The sequence below is a fragment of the Antarctobacter heliothermus genome (assembly GCF_002237555.1).
GTDB lineage: Bacteria > Pseudomonadota > Alphaproteobacteria > Rhodobacterales > Rhodobacteraceae > Antarctobacter > Antarctobacter heliothermus_B.
The window spans coordinates 2413545-2432512 of record NZ_CP022540.1 but is presented as its reverse complement, the minus strand read 5'-3'; the positions used below and the strand labels follow the sequence as shown (position 1 = coordinate 2432512).

Sequence of the window (18968 nt, the reverse complement as noted above, 5' to 3'; positions counted from 1 at the left end):
GACAGGACCTATTTCGGCGCGCGCTTCACCAACCCCAGCTTTTCTCTCACCGCTGAGGGACCAATCACGCGCGCGCCCATGTTTTCAATGATGCCGACGGCGCGCTCGACCAGTTGAGCGTTGGTCGCCAGCACCCCCTTGTCCAGCCACAGGTTATCCTCCAACCCGACACGCACATTGCCCCCCGCCAGCACGCTTGCCGCCACATAGGCCATCTGGTTGCGCCCCAGACCGAAGGCGCTGAAGCACCAGTCATCCGGCACGTTGTTGACCATCGCCATGAAGGTGTTCAGGTCATCCGGCGCGCCCCAAGGCACCCCCATGCACAGTTGCACCAGCGCGGGCCCTTCCAGCACCCCCTCTTTCACCAGCTCCTTGGCGAACCACAGGTGGCCGGTGTCAAAGGCCTCGATCTCCGGCTTGACCCCCAGCGCCGTCATCCGCGCGCCCATGTCGCGCAGCATGCCGGGCGTGTTGGTCATGACGTAATCGGCCTCGGCAAAGTTCATCGTGCCGCAGTCCAGCGTGCAGATCTCCGGCAGGCATGCGGCGACATGCGCCACACGCTCTGCTGCACCCACCATGTCGGTGCCAGCCGCGTTCACCGGCAACGGCGCATCGGTCGACCCAAAGGTGATGTCGCCGCCCATCCCGGCGGTCAGGTTCAGCACCACGTCCACTTCGGCGTCGCGGATGCGGTCCGTCACCTCGCGGTAATAGGCCAGATCGCGCGAGGGCGCGCCGCTTTCCGGATCGCGCACGTGGCAATGCACCACCGCCGCGCCCGCCTTGGCGGCGTCAATCGCACTCTCGGCAATCTGCTGCGGGGAACGCGGCACATACGGGCTGCGGTCCTGCGTGCCACCCGACCCGGTCACCGCGCAGGTGATAAAGACCTCTTTGTTCATCTCAAGCGGCATCTTCGCCTCCCTCTATCTCGATATTCCGCAAACGGATCAGCGCATCCGCCGCCACCGCCCGGTCAGGCGTACACAGCAGCGGGTTGATCTCCACTTCCTCGATCCGGTCGGCATGGGCCACGACAAAAGCCTGCACCGCCAGAATAGCCCCGGCAATGGCGTCCATGTCCGCCGCCGCACCGCGATAGCCCGCCAGCAGCGGCGCAATCTTCAACTGTCCCAGCGCGCCCCGCACGTCCTCTGCCGTCACCGGCAACAGCAGGCTCTGCGTATCGCCCAGGATCTCGGTCCAGACACCGCCCGCGCCCAACGTCAGCACGAACCCGTGCGCCGGGTCGCGCATGACACCGATCAGCAGTTCAACAACCGCCCCGGTGATCATCTCCTCGACCAGATAGCCAGAGGCGCGCATCGCCAAAGCCGCCTCCTCAACCTCGGGCACAGACGCCAAATTCAACCGGACTGCCCCGGCCTCGCTCTTGTGGGCAAACCCCTCTCCCTTCAACACAACCGGCAACCCGATCCGCGCCGCCGCCTCCCCCGCCGCCACAGGTGTCAATGCCCGCGCGCCCCCCGGCACCGGCACGCCCACCTGCGCCAAAGCCTGCTTTGCGACACCCTCACTCAACACGCCACCTTGCGCTTCTTCTGTCCGAAAATATCCCGGGGGAGACGCCGCAGGCGACGGGGGCAGCGCCCCCTCCCTATTCTCCCAAAGCACCGGCACGGGCTCTATTTCCTGGCCCAGAAACGCCGCTGCTGCGACCGCCTCCAACGCCGAAGGCACATCACACAACGGCACGATGCCCAAACCCACCAGCTTTTCTGCCACCGCCTCTGGCATAGTTTCCACAAGGCTCGACAGGATCGCCATCGGCACCGGCCCGCCCAGCCCGTCCAAGGCCTCGATCACCAGATCCCAATCCGCCGCCGAACAGCGATCCCCACGCGGAAAATCCAACACCACAACCCCAAGGCCCAGATCCACCCCGGCCATCATCGCGCCGAAACAGGCCCGCATCGCGGGCACGTCGCCCCAGATATAGGTGTGATAATCCAAGGGGTTGGCCAGCGCCACCTTGGGCCCCAACGCCGCGCGCAACCTCTCACGCTGCACCGCCCCCAACGGGGGGAACACCACATCATACCTCAACCCGCTGTCCGCCATCAGGCTCGCCTCGCCGCCCGAACAGGAGGCGGACACCACCCGGTTCGACGACAACGGCCCGGCCACGTGCAGGATCTTCAACACCTCCAGCAGCGCTGACAGCGACGTGACCTGCGCCACCCCGATCCGCCGCAAAAACGCCCGCGCGCCCGCATCGGTGCCGGTCAGCGACGCCGTATGCGACACCGCCGCCGCATTGGCCTGCTCGGACGCACCCAGCTTCAGCGCCACAATGCGTTTGCCCAGCGCCCACGCCCGCGCTGCCAGCGTCTCGAAGCCCCGGACATCCTTGATGCCTTCGATATACAGGCCCAGCGCCGTGATACGCGGATCTTCCAGCAGCGCCATGCCCAGCGCGCTCAGATCGACCTGCGCCTGGTTGCCCACGGTGCCCAGAAACCCGATCGGCAGGCCCCGCCTCTGCATGGTCAGGTTCAGCGCCACGTTCGAGCTTTGCGACAGGATCGCCACGCCCCGTTCCACCGGGACCATCCCGTGCTGGTCCGGCCACAGGGCCACGCGGTCCAGTGCGTTCAAAAACCCGTAACAGTTCGGCCCCAGCACCGGCATATCCCCCGCCGCCGCCAACAGCGCCGCCTGCACTTCGCCGCCATCGGTCAGTTCCGCCTGCGCCTCGGCAAAGCCGGAGGCAAAGCAGATCGCCCCGCCCGCGCCAATCGCGGACAGGACCCCCACCGCCTCCACCGTCGCCGCGCGGTTGATGCCGATATAGACCGCGTCTGGCACGCCGGGCAGATCCTCGATCCGGGCAAAGGCGGGCAATCCGCCCACCTCGGCCCGCGTGGGATGCACCGGCCAGACCGGCCCGTCAAAGCCCAGCTTGCGGCACTCGCGGATCACGTTGGCACACCACGCCCCGCCGCCAATCACGGCGATGGAGCGTGGGTGCAACAGGCGCGACATGTCAGGCATGACCCAACCCTCCCAACGCGCGTAGGGTGGGGTTCCAACCCACCATCCCCGCCAACGTCACGCCCCCAGCGGCCGGAAAATCTCCCGGCCGATGATATGACGCTGAATCTCACTGGTCCCGTCCCAGATCCGCTCCACCCGCGCATCGCGCCAGAACCGCTCGATCGGGAAATCATCCATCAGCCCCATGCCGCCAAAAATCTGCAGGGTTGTGTCCGTCACCCGCGCCAGCATTTCCGTCGCATAGACCTTGGCCGAGGCGATCTCGCGGTTCGCGGGCAGGCCCTGATCCAGCCGCCAGGCCCCCGCCAGCGTCAGCCAATCGGCAGCGTCGATTTCAGAGATCATGTCAGCAACCTGAAAGCTCACGCCCTGAAACTTGGCAATCGCCTGCCCGAACTGTTTGCGCTGCGCGGCATAGTCCACCGCGTAATCGAAACACCGCCGCGCGCGCCCCACGCTGAAGGCGGCAACCGTCAGCCGCGTGGCATAAAGCCATTCGTTCATCACCTCAAAACCACCATCGACCGCGCCCAGAACTTGCGCATCCGGCAGGCGGCAATCGGTGAATTCGAGGATGCAGTTCTTGTAGCCCCGGTGCGAGACCGAGTTATAGCCATCGCGCACGGCAAAGCCCGGATGGCCGCGATCCACGAGGAAACAGGTGATCCTCTTCTTCGGACCTTTCGGCGTCTCATCCACGCCGGTCGCGATGAAAACGATAAAGAAATCGGCATGTTCCGCACCAGAGATAAAGTGCTTGGTGCCGTTCACCACCCAGTCACCGCCGTTCCGCACCGCCGCGCATTTCATGCCTCGCACGTCCGACCCGGCATCCGGTTCGGTCATCGCCAGCGCATCCATCCGCTCGCCCCGCACGGCGGGCAGCAGATAGCGTTCCTTCTGCTCACCTTCGCAGGCCATCAGGATGTTCTGCGGGCGGCCAAAGAAATGCGTCAGCGCCATGCTGCCGCGCCCCAACTCCCGTTCGACCAGCGTGAAATCCAGATGGCTCAGACCCGCGCCGCCAACCTCCTCGGGGAAATTGCAGGCGTAGAACCCCAGATCCAGCACCTTGCGCTTGATCTCTTCGCCCAGTCCCGGCGGCACCTCTCCGGTGCGCTCCACCTCGGCCTCATGAGGGTAAATCTCGTTCTCGACAAAACTCCGCACGGTAGAGACGATCATCTCCTGCTCATCGCTCAATCCGAACTGCATGGCACCCTCCGCTTGCGTGATGGTGTTACTAGAGAGTAGATCGGCGGGGATGGATATGCAGAACGCCCCCGATACTCCGCAGAATGCGACACGCACCGTGGGCGTGCTGCTGTTTCCGAACTTCTCCAACCTGTGCCTTGCCAACGCGATCGAGCCATTGCGGGCTGCCAACACACTGGCGCGCAGGCCGCTCTACCGTTGGCAATTCCTTGGCCTGACACGGGAAACGCTGACGTCATCCTCCGGCCTGCCGGTCACGCCAGAGGACAGCCTCGCCCGCCATCCCGGCGGCGACTACCTGCTGCTTTTGCCCAGCTACGATTTTCAGGCGCAGGCAGGGCCGGACACCCTGCGCGCCCTGCGCGCGGCGCGGCGGCGCTTCGGCACGCTGGCGGGGCTGGACATGGGCAGCTGGCTGCTTGCTGCGGCGGGCCTGCTGGACGAGCGGCGCGCCACCCTGCACTGGGATGAGCTGGACAATTTCGCAGAGACGTTCCCAGAGGTCGAGGCGCGCCCGGAACGGGTCGTCAACGACGGCGACATCCTCAGTTGCGGCGGCGGCACCACCGCTTTTGAACTGATGCTGGACCTTATCGGACAACACCACGGCCCAATGCTGCGGCTAGAGGTGGCGGCCCTGTTCATGCATGGCGAACGCCCCGCCCCCGCCGATCTGCCCCCGCGCCTCAGCGACGACCAGCTGGTCGAGGCGGCAGTGTCGATCATGCGCCGCAACGTCGAGGCGCCGCTGCCGGTGGCTGCCGTCGCCCGCCGCCTAAACGTCACCTCGCGCGCTTTGGAACGCCGCTTTCGCACCGTTCTGGGCCGCGGTCCCGGCGCCACCTACCGCGCCCTGCGTCTGAACGCGGCGCGGCGGCTGGTGGAACAGACCACCCTCTCGGTCAGCGAAATCGCCACCCGCTGCGGGTACGAGGATGCCTCGGCCCTGGCCCGCGCCTTTCACGCGACCTTCGGCGCAACGCCTCGGACCCTGCGCCAACGGGACTGACCGCCAAGACCCTTGCCCCGTCGACTGCTAGCTGTCACAGTCCGATCCAACAAAAAGACGAACAGGGGAGGAGGCGCATGACGACGCTCCACGACGGCTCGAATACGAGCCTGATGCGGCGTGCCTGGTCGATCCGGCGGCTGGCGCTGCGCATGGCTCAAGTTCAGGGACAGGGTTACATCGGACAGGCGCTTGGCGTCGCCGACGTGCTGGCGGTCAACTATTTCCACGCGCTGACCTACCGCCCCGAAGACCCGGAGTGGGAAGGGCGAGACCGTTTCTATCTCTCCATCGGCCACTACGCCATCGCGCTCTATTCCGCGATGATCGAGGCCTGCATCCTGCCCGAGGATGAGCTGGAAACCTACGGCATGGACGACAGCCGCATGCCCATGTCCGGCATGGCCGCCTACACACCGGGGATGGAGATCACCGGCGGCTCTCTGGGCCACGGCCTTGGCATCGCCGTGGGCGCGGCGCTGGGTCTGAAGCGCAAGAACAACCCTGCCTTTGTCTACAACCTCATGTCGGACGGCGAACTGGGCGAAGGCTCGACCTGGGAGGCGGTCATGGCCGCCCGGTCCCACCAGTTGGACAACCTGATCTGCGTGGTCGATTTCAACGACCAGCAGGCCGACGGGCCAACGACACAGGCACTGGCCAAGGGCGACGAGGCCCCGAAATGGGCTGCCTTCGGCTGGCACGCGCAAGAGGTCGACGGCAACGACATGGACGCGCTGGTCGCGGCCTTCGACACCGCTCGCAACCTGTCCGAACCGCGCCCCCGCGTCATCATCTGCCGCACCCAGATGTGCAAAGGCGTGCCCTTTCTTGAAGAGCGCGAAATCACCCATTTCGTGCGGGTCGATCCTGACGAATGGGCCCGCGCCATTGCCCATCTCGACGCGCAAATCCCGGCCTGAACAGGAGCACCGCCATGACCAACGCCCCCATCGGCGCGCACTCCCGCCGTAAACCCAAATCCACGCCCCGCACCATGCCCGTCTCAGCCACGGGTGAGCGCCTGACCACCTCCGCCATGATCGCCTCGCTGGATGCCGAGGGTCGCAATACCGTCGCGGCCCCCTTTGGCCATGCGCTCTGCGATCTGGCGAAAACCCGCAACGACATCGTCGGCCTGACAGCGGACCTGTCAAAATACACCGACCTGCATGTCTTCGCCAAAGAATACCCCGACCGCTTCTACCAGATGGGCATGGCCGAACAGGTCATGATCTCGACCGCCGCCGGGCTGGCGCGTGAGGGGTTCACCCCCTTCGCCACCACCTACGCGGTCTTCGCCTCACGCCGCGCCTATGACTTTATCATCATGGCGATTGCCGAGGAGAACCTGCCGGTCAAGATCGTCTGCGCCCTGCCCGGCCTGACCACCGGCTACGGCCCCAGCCACCAAGCGACCGAAGACCTCGCCATCTTTCGCGGTATGCCCAACCTGACCATCGTCGATCCCTGCGACGCCACGGAAATCACGCAGGCCACACACGCCATCGCCGATCATCCCGGCCCGGTCTACATGCGCCTCCTGCGCGGGCAGGTGCCGGACGTGCTGGGTGAATACGGCTACAAATTCCAACTGGGCAAGGCGCAGGTCATCCACGGCGGGTCGGACGTGCTGTTTATCTCCACCGGCTTCATGACCATGCGCGCCCTGGATGCGGCCAAAGCCTTGAAAAAGGACGGCACCGATTGCGCTGTCCTGCACGTCCCCACGATCAAACCGCTGGACACCCAAACCATCCGCGCCGAGGCCGCCAAGACCGGCCGCCTCGTCGTCACGCTGGAAAACCACACCATCGTCGGCGGGCTGGGAGAAGCGGTGGCCGCAGACCTCATGCGCGCGGACATCCACCCCACGTTCCGCACCATCGCGCTGCCGGATGAATTCCTAGACGCGGGCGCCCTTCCCACGCTGCACGATCAATACGGACTGTCGGTCAACGCCATCACCACCCGGGTCAAATCCTGGCTCTGACCTGTGCTTCTTCTGTCCAGAAATATCCCGGGGGAGTCGCCCAATAGGCGGCGGGGGCCATGCTGAAAGCATGCCTCTGGCATGATGCCCCCTCCCCGGCCAACCACAGGAAAAACAATGCTTCTGAAACACAAGACCGCTCTGATCACCGGTGCCGCCAGCGCGCGCGGCCTTGGCAAGGCGACTGCCAAACTCTTTGCCGACCACGGCGCGCGCATCGCCATTCTGGACCTGAATGACGAGGCCGCCCGCGCCGCCGCCGCTGATCTTCCGGGCGAGGGCCACATCGGCCTGCCCTGCGATGTCACCAGCAAACCGCAGTGTGACGCCGCTGCAAAGACGGCCATCGACGCCTTCGGGCACATCGATATCCTCGTCAACAACGCCGGCATCACCCAGCCGCTGAAACTGATGCAGATCGAGCCGCAGAACTATGAGGCGGTGACAGACGTCAACCTGCGCGGCACGCTCTACATGGCTCAAGCGCTGATCCCGCACATGCGCGACCGCAAGACCGGGACCATCGTAAACATCTCGTCGGTATCCGCCCAGCGCGGCGGCGGCATCTTTGGCGGGCCACATTATTCAGCGGCCAAGGCCGGCGTGCTGGGCCTGACCAAGGCCATGGCGCGCGAACTGGCCCCCGAAGGCATCCGTGCCAATGCGGTCTGCCCGGGGTTCATCGCCACCGACATCACCGAAGGCAAGCTGACCGACGAGATGATGGAACAGATCCTCGCCGGCATACCCATGGCCCGGGCGGGCGCGGCCAGCGATGTGGCGGGGTGCTGCCTGTTCCTTGCCTCTGATCTTTCGACCTATGTCACCGGCTCCGAGGTGGACGTAAACGGCGGCTCTCTGATCCACTGACGCGAAGAGTCCCCCACGTGGGCCAGCCCCTACCCTTCGCAGTGCAGCATTCGGCGCAACCGCTTGCGACCGCGAAGGCATGTCGGGCCAAGGCTCCCGAAAAATTCTTGGGAGCCTTGCGGGCTTAATGCCCGCTCAGCGGGACAAAGCCGCTTTAGGAAAATACCGTTGAATGTCCGCTCTACCGATAGACATTGACAAGCCCACGTGCCAGTAAATGAGCATGAAAACCTTCGTTCAGAAATTTGGCCGTCTGGGCCAAAATCGAATTACCACCCCGGTCTGAAGACCGGACCGGGTAACTCATCTCTGAACGTCAATTGCGCGCGCCGCGCCGAATAAGGTTATTCAAATGTCCTCGACAACACCAACCCTGCACCTGATGTGCGGAAAAATTGCTTCTGGCAAATCCACACTGGCTGCCGAACTTAGCCGTGCGGCTGGAACTGTGACGATTGCTGAAGACGATTGGCTGAATGGTCTCTATTCTGAAGAAATGTCTTCGATGTCAGACTACATGCGGTGCATGTCGAAATATCGTGAGGTCATGGGGCCGCACGTCGTATCATTGCTGAATGAGGGAGTTTCTGTCGTTTTGGACTTCCAGGCGAACACGATTGCGTCGCGTGACTGGATGCGGAGCATCTTGGAACAAACAACGGCTGCACATCAACTTCACGTATTAGATGTCCCTGACGAAGTCTGTATCGCACGACTTCACGCTCGCAATGCGCAAGGTGATCATCCGTTTGCTGCAACCGAAGAGCAATTTCGACAGATTTCAAAGTACTTCGTTGCTCCCTCTCCAAAGGAAGGATTCAATATCGTGCTGCATCATGGTGACGTGAAGCTTTGAGTTAACCGGACCTTCGTTGATGGTGCAGCATTCGGTAAAGATGGGCTCGGAGCGGCCATTGTGCTCCGACCCTAGAAACCTTTCACATTCACCCCGACGTGCAAAGGCCCCCGCGTGGAGGGCCTTTCCTGTCGCGAAACCAAGCAGTTCTAGTCGCGGGTTTCAGTCGGCGGCGACCGTGGTCTGCCGCTGCTCGCCCAGCCCCTCGACCCGTACAACCATCTCGTCGCCCGGACGCAGGAACCGCTGCGGCTTCATGCCCAGTCCAACGCCCGACGGCGTGCCGGTGGCGATGATGTCGCCGGGTTGCAGCAGCATGAACTGCGACATGTAGCTGATGATCTCGGCCACGGTAAAGATCATGTCCGAGGTGTCGCTGTCTTGTACCGTTTCGCCGTTCAGATCCAAACTCACCTTCAGGTTCTGCGGATCGGCGACCTCATCGGCCGTCACCAGCCAAGGCCCGGTCGGGCCAAAGGTCGGCGCGGACTTGCCCTTGATCCACTGGCCGCCCCGCTCGGCCTGAAAAGAGCGCTCGCTGACGTCATTGATGACGCAGTAGCCCGCCACATAGGACAGCGCATCCGCCTCAGAGACGTAAGAGGCGGCCTTACCGATCACCACGCCCAGTTCGACTTCCCAGTCGCCCTTGACCGAATTGCGCGGGATCACCACCGCATCGTTCGGGCCCGACAGGGCCGAGGTCGCCTTGGAAAAGATGATCGGCTCTTTGGGCGGTTCTGCCCCGGTTTCTGCGGCGTGTTTGGCATAGTTCAGCCCAATGCAGAAAAAGTTCGGAACCGAGGCGAGGCAGGCCCCGATCCGGCCCGGCTCTGCCACCACCGGCAGGCTGGCGGGGTCAATGGCGCGCAGCTTGTCCAATGCCTCCAGCGACACGGCGTCCCCTGCGAAATCCGCCACATGGGCCGACAGATCGCGCACCTGTCCGTCGCTGTCCAGCATGCCGGGCTTTTCGCTGCCCACGGGGCCAAATCGCAATAGTTTCATGTCTTTCCCAATCCTTGTTCCTAGGGTCCGCTATTAACTGATCCAAGGTCACTCCTCCACCGGGGCGTCCTCTGTCTCGTCGGCATCGAACACATCCACAACATTGACCAGCAGATGGTCAAGGTGCGCCTGCACACAGGTCTGTGCTGCAACTACGTCGCGGGCGCGCAGGGCCGTGACGATATCCGCATGTTGGCGCAACACCCTGTCGCGGGATCGTTTCCGGCTGGCCGACAGATAGCGCACACGCCAAAGCCGCGCCAGCAGCGCGCCGTGGGTCTCGTCCAGAACCGGATTGCCAGCCGCCCGCGCAATTGCCCGGTGAAAGCTCTCATGTCCAGCTCGAACAGATCCACCCGATCAAGGCTGTCATAGTCACGCTGCATGTGGTTCGCCACGTCGGCGATCTCGTCGATCTCGGGATCGCTGGCGCGTTGACAGGTCAGCCGGACCGACAACACCTCCAACGCGGCCATCACCTCGATGTTGTGGGCCACTTCCTCAAAGCTGGGTTTGGCGACGATGGGCGACCTTGCGGGGCGCAACTGCACCAGCCCCTCTTTCGCCAGCATTCGAATCGCTTCACGCATGGGAGTCCGGCTCACGCCGAGTTCCGCCGCATGGTCACGCTCCTTGACAGGCGTCCCGGGGGGCAACTTGCCCCGCAAGATGTCCCTGCGCAATCGCGTCGCGATCTGTTCCGGCAGTGTCCCGTCGACCATGGCGCAGCCCACCTCCCTGAATCCGCACCTTTTTTTCGCGCCTCTACAGGCACCCTTGCTTGACCGAGATTTGGTATACCAAAATTCCTTGCCTGTACACTAGGCTTTGGTTAGCGTGCCAATACTGGATGGTATACCATTCCGGTAGGGGCAAGCCCCCAAAGCGAAAACAGGCGGGGGGGAGCCCGCCGCAGGGAGGAACACATGAAGAATCTTCTGACGACGGCTGCGGCCGTTGCCATTGCCGCATCCGCGGCCACCGCGCAGGACGTCACCCTACGCATCCAGTCCCACTATGCGACCGAGCATCCGTCAGGCATTCTTGCCGCCCAGTTCGCCGATGACATCGAGGTCATGTCCGGTGGCGAAATCGACATCGAGATCTTCTACAGCTCGTCCGTCGTCGCCACGACGGAAACCTTTGACGCAGCCATCAACGGCATCCTCGACTGCGACATGACCGGCGGCGCTTACCAGACCGGCAAGAACCCGGCGTTCCAGTTTGTCGGCGACATCATGGGCGGCTACGACACCCCCTGGCAGCAGCTGAGCTGGCTGTATTACGGCGGTGGCTACGACGCCGCGCAGGAACTTTACAACGCCGAGAACATGCAGCTGGTTGGCTGGTGGATCTATGGTCAGGAATCGCTGTCCTCGTCCAAGCCGCTCGCCGGTCCCGAGGATCTGAAAGGCTGGAAATTCCGTTCGCCTCCGGGTCTGGAAACCGAGATCTTCGAGGAACTGGGCGCACAGCCCATCGTGATGGACTTCACCGAGATCTTTACCGCGCTGGAAACCGGCATCATCGACGGTGCTGACGCATCGGGCCTGAACAACAACGTGGGCCTTGGTCTGTATGACATCGTCAACCATGCCACCTACCCCGGCTTCCACTCGATGCCGTCGGACCACCTTGCCTGTAACCTCGACGTCTGGAACGGGTTGAGCGACCAGCACAAGCGTATCATCGACACCGCCATGCAGAAACTTGCCCTGCACACCGCACTGTCGAATGAGAAAAAGAACGCAGAGGCCGCCGCCATGCTGACCGCCAAAGGCGTGACGCTGCATGAATGGTCCGCCAAGGACCGCGCCGACTTCCGTGCGGCCGCGCAGGTTGCGTGGGACCGTTGGGCCGAAAAGACGCCCGAGGCCGCCGCGCTTGTCGCCAGCCACCGCGCCTACCTGGGCCAGCTTGGCCTTCTAGCCGACTGATCGCCTGATCTGACGGACGAGTGACACAGCGGCGGACTCTGTACAGGGTCCCCCGCTTTTCGTCTCGCAGGCAAGCCATGACCACAAACAAGGCCATCACAACAAGGAGGCAGGGCATGAATTCCGAAAGCGTGTGGCTGGGGCCACTCAGAACACCCGTGCGATGGGCCATGATCGTCTTTACCGCGCTGGCGCTGGTGATCTACGCATGGCTGATCCTCAGCCTGTTCATCACCGACGAACCGCTTGGCGTACATGAAATGATCCGCCCAGAGGGCCGGATGACCGTCATTCTGATGATGACCACCCTGGCGCTGGCACTGCTCTTTGCCGCGATCTTTACCTCGGACATCCGCGGCACGATCGAGGTGGAACGCACCGGCCCCTTTGACATCCTCAGCCTTGTGCTGGGTCGGCTGTCGATGATCGGCATCACCTTTATCGTGCTGGTGATGTTCTATGAGGTGGTCGCCCGCTACGTCTTTAGCGGTGGCACCCTCTGGGCCAACGAACTGTCGCTGTGGATTGCGGCCATCGTCTTTCTGTTTGCCGGCCTCTACGCCATGCAGCAGCGCAGCCACATCCGCATCTATGTGATCTACGACATGATGCCCCGCTGGATGCAAAAACTGTCTGATGTGATTTCTGTCTCGCTGATCTGGGTCTTTGCCTTCTGCCTTGTCTGGGGCGGCTACGCGGACGCGAAACGCCGCCTTCTGCGCCTCGAAGGTTACGGCTCTGCATGGGATCCGCCCATTCCGGGCACCGTCAAAACCGCCATTCTGGTGATTGTCGTACTGGTTGCGCTGCAGGCGCTGTCAAACCTGATCGCCGACTGGAACAAAGCCCCCGAACACCACAATCCCGCCGATGAGATCGACGAAACAGAGATCGAGAACATCCGCAAAACTCTGGAAGTGGACAAGAACTGATGGTCGACATCGGCACACTCTCCCTCGTTGTACTACTGCTGATGTTCGTGCTTCTGGCCATCGGTATGCCGCTGGGCTTTGCCTCGGCCTTTCTGGCCGTGGTCACGCTGTACCTGAAATTCGGTGACGACATCCTGTTCCGCAGCTTCGGCCAAGGGCCGTTCAACGTGCTGGGTCAGGCGGTCTATCGACAGATGGTCAATTACGTCCTGATATCAGTACCGTTGTTCATCTTCATGGCGGCGCTGCTGGAACGATCGGGCATCGCGCGCGACATGTATTCGTCGCTGAACGTCTGGCTGTCGCGCACCCGTGGCGGCATCGCCATCGTGACCTCGATCATGGCCGTCATCATGGCCGCCATGTCCGGCATCATCGGCGGTGAGGTGGTCCTGCTGGGCCTGATCGCCCTGCCCCAGATGCTGCGGCTGGGCTATAATCAGAACCTTGCCATCGGCACCATCTGCGCCTCGGGCAGTCTTGGCACCATGATCCCTCCGTCGATCGTGCTGATCTTCTACGGGCTGGTGACAGAAACCTCGATCAAGGCGCTGTTCACCGCGTCCTTCCTGCCCGGTTTCATGCTGGCGACCTTCTTTATCGTCTACATCATCATACGCACCCAGCTTGACCCGGATCAGGCCCCCCTGCCACCGCAGGAACCGGGCGCACCCGAAGGCAATGAAAAGCGGCTAATGTTCCTCGGCTTCGTGTCACGCTTTGGCATGTGGATCACCGGGGTTCTGACGCTGCGGGCGCTGTTCTTCACCGTGACCGGCAACAACGTGATCACCGAAGGCGTCGATCCGATCTTTCTTGGCATGGTCGCGGACATTCCGTGGCTGATCGGCACCTTTGTTCTGTTCGGTGTGATCATGTATTTCATCGTCGGGATGGAACGGACCGCCAAGGGCTGGGAAATGGGCTATGGCCTGATCGCCCCCATTGTCGTGATCGGCGTGGTTCTCGGGTCGATCTATGGCGGCATCACCGGCATCACAGAGGCGGCCGGCATGGGCGTTGTCGCGGTCTTTACCATCGGCATGATCCGCCGAGAGATGACGTTCGAGATTGTCTGGGACGCGCTCCTGCGCACGCTGAAATCCACCGGCACGATCATCTGGGTCACCATCGGTGCGGCGGCCCTTGCGGCGGCCTATACGCTGGCAGGCGGGCCGACCTATGTGGCCAACCTGATCGTGGGCGCGGACATGCCGACCATGGGCATCATTCTTGTGATGATGGTGGTGTTCCTGATCATGGGGATGTTCATGGACTGGGTCGGCATCGTGCTGCTGATCATGCCCGTGTTCCTGCCCATCGTGGTGCGCCTTCCGGCAGAGGAAATCGGCTGGCTGGGCAGCGTCGACGCGCGCTATGTCCCGATCTGGTTCGGCGTGGTGTTCTGTATGAACATGCAGGTCAGTTTCCTGTCACCACCCTTTGGCCCGGCGGCGTTCTACCTCAAATCGGTGGCCCCGGCGCATATCTCGCTGACCGACATCTTCCGCGGTTTCCTGCCCTTCATCGCCCTGCAACTGTTGGCGCTGACGGTGCTGCTTGCTTGGCCGCCCATCGTCACGATCTTCCTGTGACGGTATGATCCTTGGCCGGACCGGGTGCGCCTCGGTCCGGCCTCTCCTGCCTCAACAATCCCTTTGACGGAGCTGTGTCCATGCCTCGCATGTTGACCCCGGACCAGATCGACCACTTCAATTCCCAAGGCTACCTCGTCATCGACGACGTGCTGGACACCGCCACGCTTGACGCGGTGAAGGCGGAATACAGCGACCTTCTCGACCGGCTCTACGCGCGCTGGCAGGCTCGGGGGCTTGTGCCCGACGGCACCGGCCTCAATTTCTGGCAAAAGCTGCTGACCAGCTACAAGGCGGGCTGCGACTGGTTTCAGCCGATGGACATCTCGCTGCCCGGCGGCGACATTGCCGCCGACACACCGTTTCATTTTGGTCCTGCCGTCTTTGACATGCTGACCAACCCCCGCCTGCTGGACATGGTCGAGGACCTCATCGGGGCAGAGCTGACCTCGAACCCGATCCAGCACGTCCGCCTGAAACCGCCCGCCGTAACGCTGAAATCAGACGAATTGCGCGCCCATGTCACCACCACCGACTGGCATCAGGACCGCGCCGTCGCGCATGAAACCGGCGACGCCACGCAGATGGTGACCGTCTGGCTGGCGATCACCGACGCCACGGTCGACAACGGCTGCCTGCAGGTCGTACCGGGCAAGCCCCAGATGTATCCGCATTGCCCGCAGAAACAAACCGCCATCGCCCCCGGCCTGCTGGATGAGACAAAGGCCCGCCCCCTGCCCGTCCGCGCAGGCGGCGCCGTCCTGTTCCACCCGCTCACACCCCATGCCTCGCTCGCCAACCAGTCTGACCAATTCCGGTGGAGCTTTGACATCCGCTTCAATGTGACCGGCCAGCCCACAGGGCGGTCACATTTCCCCGACTTCATCGCCCGCTCTCGCACAAACCCCGATACCGAACTGCGCGACTGGCGCATCTGGCAGGCGATGTGGCAAGACACCCGCGCGCGCCTGTCAGAGCAGCCGCATATCCCGATCCACCGCTGGAGCGCCGACAGCCCGGTCTGCGCCTGACCCGTCAATCCTGCCCGCGCGCCCCCGTTTCTTCTGTCCTGAAATATCCCGGGGGGGCCGCAGGCGGGGGGCAGCGCCCCCCTCAACAGCCGAGATTCACAATGACCAACACCGTCCGCCTGTCCGACGCCGACAATGTCGTCACCGCCGTCACCCCGCTTGAAATCGGGCAAGAGGGCGCCACCCAACTGATCCCGCGCGGGCACAAGCTGGCCACCACCGCCATCCCCAAAGGCGCGCCGGTGATCAAATACGCCCAAGTCATCGGCTACGCGGCAGAGGACATCGCCCCCGGCGCCCATGTCCACACCCACAATCTGGATTTTCGCAACGTCGACACGGCCTATGAGTTCGGCACCAACCTGCGCCCCGTGGCCCCCGCCGCCACCCAAGACACCTTTCAAGGCTACCGCCGCGACACCGGCCGCACCGGCACCCGCAACTACATCGCCGTCCTCACATCGGTGAACTGTTCCGCCACCGCCGCGCGCAAGATCGCCGCCCATTTCACCGATGACAAACTCGCCGACTATCCCAATGTCGACGGCGTGGTCGCCTTTGTCCACGGCACCGGCTGCGGCATGGCCGGACAGGGGTCTGAGGGGTTTGAGGCGCTGCAACGGGTGATGTGGGGCTATGCCCGCAACCCCAACGTCGGCGGCGTGCTGATGGCGGGCCTTGGCTGTGAGATGAACCAGATCGACTGGTTGGTCGAGGCATACGGCCTCAAACCCGGCCCCCTGTTCCAGAGCATGAACATTCAGGACGTGGGCGGGCTGCGCAAATCCATCGAACTGGGCATCGCCAAGATTGAAAAGATGCTGCCCGTGGTCAACCAATCCACCCGCACCGAATGCCCGGCATCAGAGCTGATGGTGGCCCTGCAATGTGGCGGCTCTGACGCGTGGTCCGGCATCACCGCCAACCCGGCAGTGGGCTACGCCTGTGACCTGCTGGTCGCGCAAGGCGGCACCGGCGTCCTTGCCGAAACACCGGAAATCTACGGCGCCGAACACCTGCTGACCGCCCGCGCCGTGGACCGCGCCACCGGTGAAAAACTCATCGACCTGATCCGCTGGTGGGAGGATTACACAGAACGCAACAAGGGCAGCATGGACAACAACCCCTCGCCGGGCAACAAGAAGGGCGGGCTGACCACCATCCTTGAGAAATCGCTGGGCGCGGCGGCCAAAGGCGGCACAACGCCCCTGACCGGCGTCTACAAATATGCCGAACCTGTCACCGCCAAGGGGTTTACCTTCATGGACAGCCCCGGTTACGACCCGGCCAGTGTCACAGGCCAGATCGCATCGGGCTGCAACCTTGTCTGTTTCACCACCGGGCGCGGATCGGCCTTTGGCGCAAAACCCAGCCCTTCGATGAAGGTGGCCACCAACACACAGATGTACAATCGCATGACAGAGGATATGGACATCAACGCGGGCAGCATCCTCACAGAGGGCCGCTCGGTTGAGGAAGTGGGCCGCGAAATCTATGAGATGTGGCTGCACATGGCCTCTGGCGAACACAGCAAATCGGAACTGCAGGGATTGGGTGATTATGAATTTGTACCATGGCAAATCGGGGCGGTGATGTGATGAAAACGCCCCTTCCCCTTTGCGTAATCGGCGCAGGCAGCATCGGACGCCGCCATATAGAGGTCGCCATCGACTCCCCCAACATCACCCTGACCGCCGTGGTCGAACCCCATGCCGAAACCCGTGCGAAACTGGCGCGACAGGGCCTGCCTGTGGTTGACAGTCTTGACGAGGTGCCAAAGGAAACCCGCGCCTGCGTGATCGCCACGCCGACACCGGATCACCTGCCCTCGACCCTCGCTGCGCTGTCGCGCGGCTGGGCGGTGCTGGTGGAAAAACCCTTTGCTGAATCGCTCGACAATGCCCGCGCCATGATGCAGGCCGCAGAGGCGGCTGGCCTGCCGCTCATCGTCGGTCACCACCGCCGCTGTCATCCCTATGCAATGGCCATGCGTGACGCCCTGCCCGCCATCGGGCAGCTTGTCGGCCTTCAGGGCTTTTGGTCGGTGCGCAAACACGACACCTACTACGATGTGCCGTGGCGTCGTCTGCCGGGTGCCGGACCGCTGGCCAGCAACCTCAGCCACGAAATTGACCTGCTGGGCTTTATGACCGGCATCCCGACAGAGGTGACGGCCCTCACCTCCTCCGCCACGCGCGGCTTGGTGATCGAGGATACAGCCGCACTGGCCTTCCGCTTTGAAAACGGCGCACTTGGCTCTTTCCTGATGTCGGATGCCGGAGCCTCCCCTTGGTCGTTCGAGGCGACATCGGCAGAGAACCCCGAGATCGCCGGATCGGATCAGGATTACCTGCGCTTTACCGGCACTTTGGGCGCGCTGGCCTTCCCCTCGCTGACCCTCTGGGGGGCAAGCGGGCCGGGTGAGGTCGAATGGTCCAAACCACTGGCACAAACACCGGGGCCACATTTCGACAAGATCGACCCGATCCGCGCTCAGATCGACCGCTTTGCCGCCCTTCTGGACGGCGCTACAGATGACGTTCTTTGCCGACCCGAAAACGGTTTCGCCGCGCTGGAAATGACACTGGCCACCGCCCTGTCCGGCCAGACCCACCGCCCCGTCAAACGCGGTGAGGTGCCGGGCGATTTCACAGGAGTTCTGACATGAGACTTGCGGGCAAACGCGCCTTCATCACCGCCGCCGGTCAGGGCATCGGCCGCGCCATCGCCGAGGCCTATGCCCGCGAGGGCGCGGATGTGACCGCTACGGACCTGAATGCCGACCTGTTGCAGGGTCTTCTGGGCACCAGTTTTGCGCTGGACGTGACCGACAAACCCGCGCTGACCCGCGCGGTAGAGGCCGCCGCCCCGGACATCCTCGTGAACTGCGCCGGGTTTGTTCATGCGGGGGCGCTGCTGGACGCGACGGACGATGACTTTGACTTTGCCATGACGCTGAATGTCCGCTCGCAGTTTCACACCATGCAGGCGGCCCTGCCCGGCATGATCAATCGCGGCGGCGGGTCCATCGTCAATATCGCCAGCATCGCGGGCAGCATCGTCGCCGCGCCGAACCGCTGCATCTACGGCGCGTCCAAGGCGGCGGTGATCGGCCTGACCAAATCCGTGGCGCTGGATTATGTGACCAAAGGCATCCGGGTGAACTGTATCTGCCCCGGCACCGTCGACAGCCCCTCTCTGCATGACCGCCTGCGCGCGATGGGCGACTACGAGGCCGCGCTACAGGCCTTCAACGCGCGTCAGCCCATGGGCCGCATCGGCACGCCGCAGGAAATCGCCCATCTGGCGGTCTATCTGGGCTCTGATGAGGCCGCCTTTACCACCGGCCAGGCGCATGTGATCGACGGCGGCTGGGCCACTGGCTGACGCGCCCCGCGCGGCGAGGGCGGGCCTCCGCCGCCCGACGCAAGTCCTAATACTTCGTAAAATCGTCCCTGTAACTCATTGATTTTACATACCCTGAAACCTGTCCACGCG

17 protein-coding genes and 1 pseudogene are annotated in these 18968 nt (G+C 63.3%); 12 read left to right on the top strand and 6 right to left on the bottom strand.

Going from position 1 to position 18968, the window contains the following annotated elements; genetic code table 11:
- Window positions 1-8: 8 nt before the first annotated feature.
- The 3 genes from ANTHELSMS3_RS11615 to ANTHELSMS3_RS11605 are packed head-to-tail and all read right to left on the bottom strand — an operon-like array spanning window position 9 to window position 4239.
- Window positions 9-920 carry a 3-keto-5-aminohexanoate cleavage protein gene (locus tag ANTHELSMS3_RS11615; protein WP_094035003.1) on the bottom strand — a complete coding sequence of 304 codons (912 nt, stop codon included), beginning with the start codon at window positions 918-920 and terminating at the stop codon, window positions 9-11.
- Window positions 910-3021 (bottom strand): acetate--CoA ligase family protein, encoded by a 2112-nt coding sequence (locus ANTHELSMS3_RS11610; protein ID WP_094035002.1) that lies wholly within the window; start codon window positions 3019-3021, stop codon window positions 910-912. Before ANTHELSMS3_RS11610 ends, ANTHELSMS3_RS11615 begins: the two co-directional genes overlap by 11 nt.
- A 57-nt stretch (window positions 3022-3078) precedes the next feature.
- Window positions 3079-4239, bottom strand: coding sequence for an acyl-CoA dehydrogenase family protein (locus tag ANTHELSMS3_RS11605; protein WP_094035001.1), 1161 nt, complete (start codon window positions 4237-4239; stop codon window positions 3079-3081).
- 55 nt (window positions 4240-4294) lie between these two features.
- Between ANTHELSMS3_RS11605 and ANTHELSMS3_RS11600 the strand changes: the two genes are divergently transcribed.
- The 5 genes from ANTHELSMS3_RS11600 to ANTHELSMS3_RS11580 all read left to right on the top strand — a co-directional run bounded on the left by ANTHELSMS3_RS11600 (window position 4295) and on the right by ANTHELSMS3_RS11580 (window position 8967).
- Window positions 4295-5248, top strand: coding sequence for a GlxA family transcriptional regulator (locus ANTHELSMS3_RS11600; protein ID WP_094037080.1), 954 nt, complete (start codon window positions 4295-4297; stop codon window positions 5246-5248).
- Window positions 5249-5325: 77 nt separating this feature from the next.
- Window positions 5326-6171, top strand: a complete 846-nt coding sequence (locus ANTHELSMS3_RS11595; protein WP_094035000.1) for a transketolase — start codon at window positions 5326-5328, stop codon at window positions 6169-6171.
- A gap of 14 nt (window positions 6172-6185) precedes the next feature.
- A complete protein-coding gene (locus ANTHELSMS3_RS11590) occupies window positions 6186-7241 on the top strand; it encodes a transketolase family protein (protein ID WP_094034999.1) in 1056 nt (351 codons plus the stop codon).
- A 117-nt stretch (window positions 7242-7358) separates the two neighbouring features.
- Entirely contained in the window at window positions 7359-8111 is a 753-nt protein-coding gene (locus ANTHELSMS3_RS11585; protein ID WP_094034998.1) for an SDR family NAD(P)-dependent oxidoreductase, read from the top strand.
- Window positions 8112-8463: 352 nt separating this feature from the next.
- The gene (locus ANTHELSMS3_RS11580) at window positions 8464-8967 is read left to right on the top strand and encodes an AAA family ATPase (protein WP_094034997.1); all 504 of its coding nucleotides are present in this window, start codon (window positions 8464-8466) and stop codon (window positions 8965-8967) included.
- 162 nt (window positions 8968-9129) lie between these two features.
- Here ANTHELSMS3_RS11580 and ANTHELSMS3_RS11575 read toward each other — a convergent pair whose 3' ends face one another.
- The 3 genes and pseudogenes from ANTHELSMS3_RS11575 to ANTHELSMS3_RS25980 form a co-directional block, all read right to left on the bottom strand.
- Complete coding sequence (locus ANTHELSMS3_RS11575) at window positions 9130-9975, bottom strand: fumarylacetoacetate hydrolase family protein (RefSeq protein WP_094034996.1); 846 nt, start codon at window positions 9973-9975, stop codon at window positions 9130-9132.
- A 48-nt stretch (window positions 9976-10023) separates the two neighbouring features.
- Entirely contained in the window at window positions 10024-10263 is a 240-nt protein-coding gene (locus tag ANTHELSMS3_RS25985; RefSeq protein WP_254694925.1) for an FCD domain-containing protein, read from the bottom strand.
- Window positions 10264-10379: 116 nt separating this feature from the next.
- Window positions 10380-10697: pseudogene (locus tag ANTHELSMS3_RS25980) on the bottom strand (GntR family transcriptional regulator); the annotation flags it as partial.
- A gap of 204 nt (window positions 10698-10901) precedes the next feature.
- Here ANTHELSMS3_RS25980 and ANTHELSMS3_RS11565 point away from each other — a divergent pair.
- The 7 genes from ANTHELSMS3_RS11565 (at window position 10902) to ANTHELSMS3_RS11535 (ending at window position 18857) form a co-directional block, all read left to right on the top strand.
- Window positions 10902-11912, top strand: a complete 1011-nt coding sequence (locus ANTHELSMS3_RS11565) for a TRAP transporter substrate-binding protein (RefSeq protein ID WP_094034995.1) — start codon at window positions 10902-10904, stop codon at window positions 11910-11912.
- A gap of 116 nt (window positions 11913-12028) precedes the next feature.
- Window positions 12029-12844 carry a TRAP transporter small permease subunit gene (locus ANTHELSMS3_RS11560; protein WP_094037079.1) on the top strand — a complete coding sequence of 272 codons (816 nt, stop codon included), beginning with the start codon at window positions 12029-12031 and terminating at the stop codon, window positions 12842-12844.
- Complete coding sequence (locus tag ANTHELSMS3_RS11555; protein WP_094034994.1) at window positions 12844-14439, top strand: TRAP transporter large permease; 1596 nt, start codon at window positions 12844-12846, stop codon at window positions 14437-14439. Before ANTHELSMS3_RS11560 ends, ANTHELSMS3_RS11555 begins: the two co-directional genes overlap by 1 nt.
- Before the next feature lie 80 nt (window positions 14440-14519).
- Window positions 14520-15470: a phytanoyl-CoA dioxygenase family protein gene (locus tag ANTHELSMS3_RS11550; protein WP_254694719.1), complete on the top strand. Its 951-nt coding sequence runs from the start codon at window positions 14520-14522 to the stop codon at window positions 15468-15470.
- A 101-nt stretch (window positions 15471-15571) separates the two neighbouring features.
- The gene (locus tag ANTHELSMS3_RS11545) at window positions 15572-17068 is read left to right on the top strand and encodes a UxaA family hydrolase (RefSeq protein WP_094034992.1); all 1497 of its coding nucleotides are present in this window, start codon (window positions 15572-15574) and stop codon (window positions 17066-17068) included.
- Entirely contained in the window at window positions 17068-18138 is a 1071-nt protein-coding gene (locus ANTHELSMS3_RS11540; RefSeq protein ID WP_094034991.1) for a Gfo/Idh/MocA family protein, read from the top strand. Before ANTHELSMS3_RS11545 ends, ANTHELSMS3_RS11540 begins: the two co-directional genes overlap by 1 nt.
- On the top strand, window positions 18135-18857 hold the full coding sequence (locus ANTHELSMS3_RS11535; RefSeq protein ID WP_094034990.1) for an SDR family oxidoreductase: 723 nt from the start codon (window positions 18135-18137) through the stop codon (window positions 18855-18857). The genes ANTHELSMS3_RS11540 and ANTHELSMS3_RS11535 overlap by 4 nt, the downstream gene beginning before the upstream one ends.
- Window positions 18858-18968 lie beyond the last annotated feature (111 nt).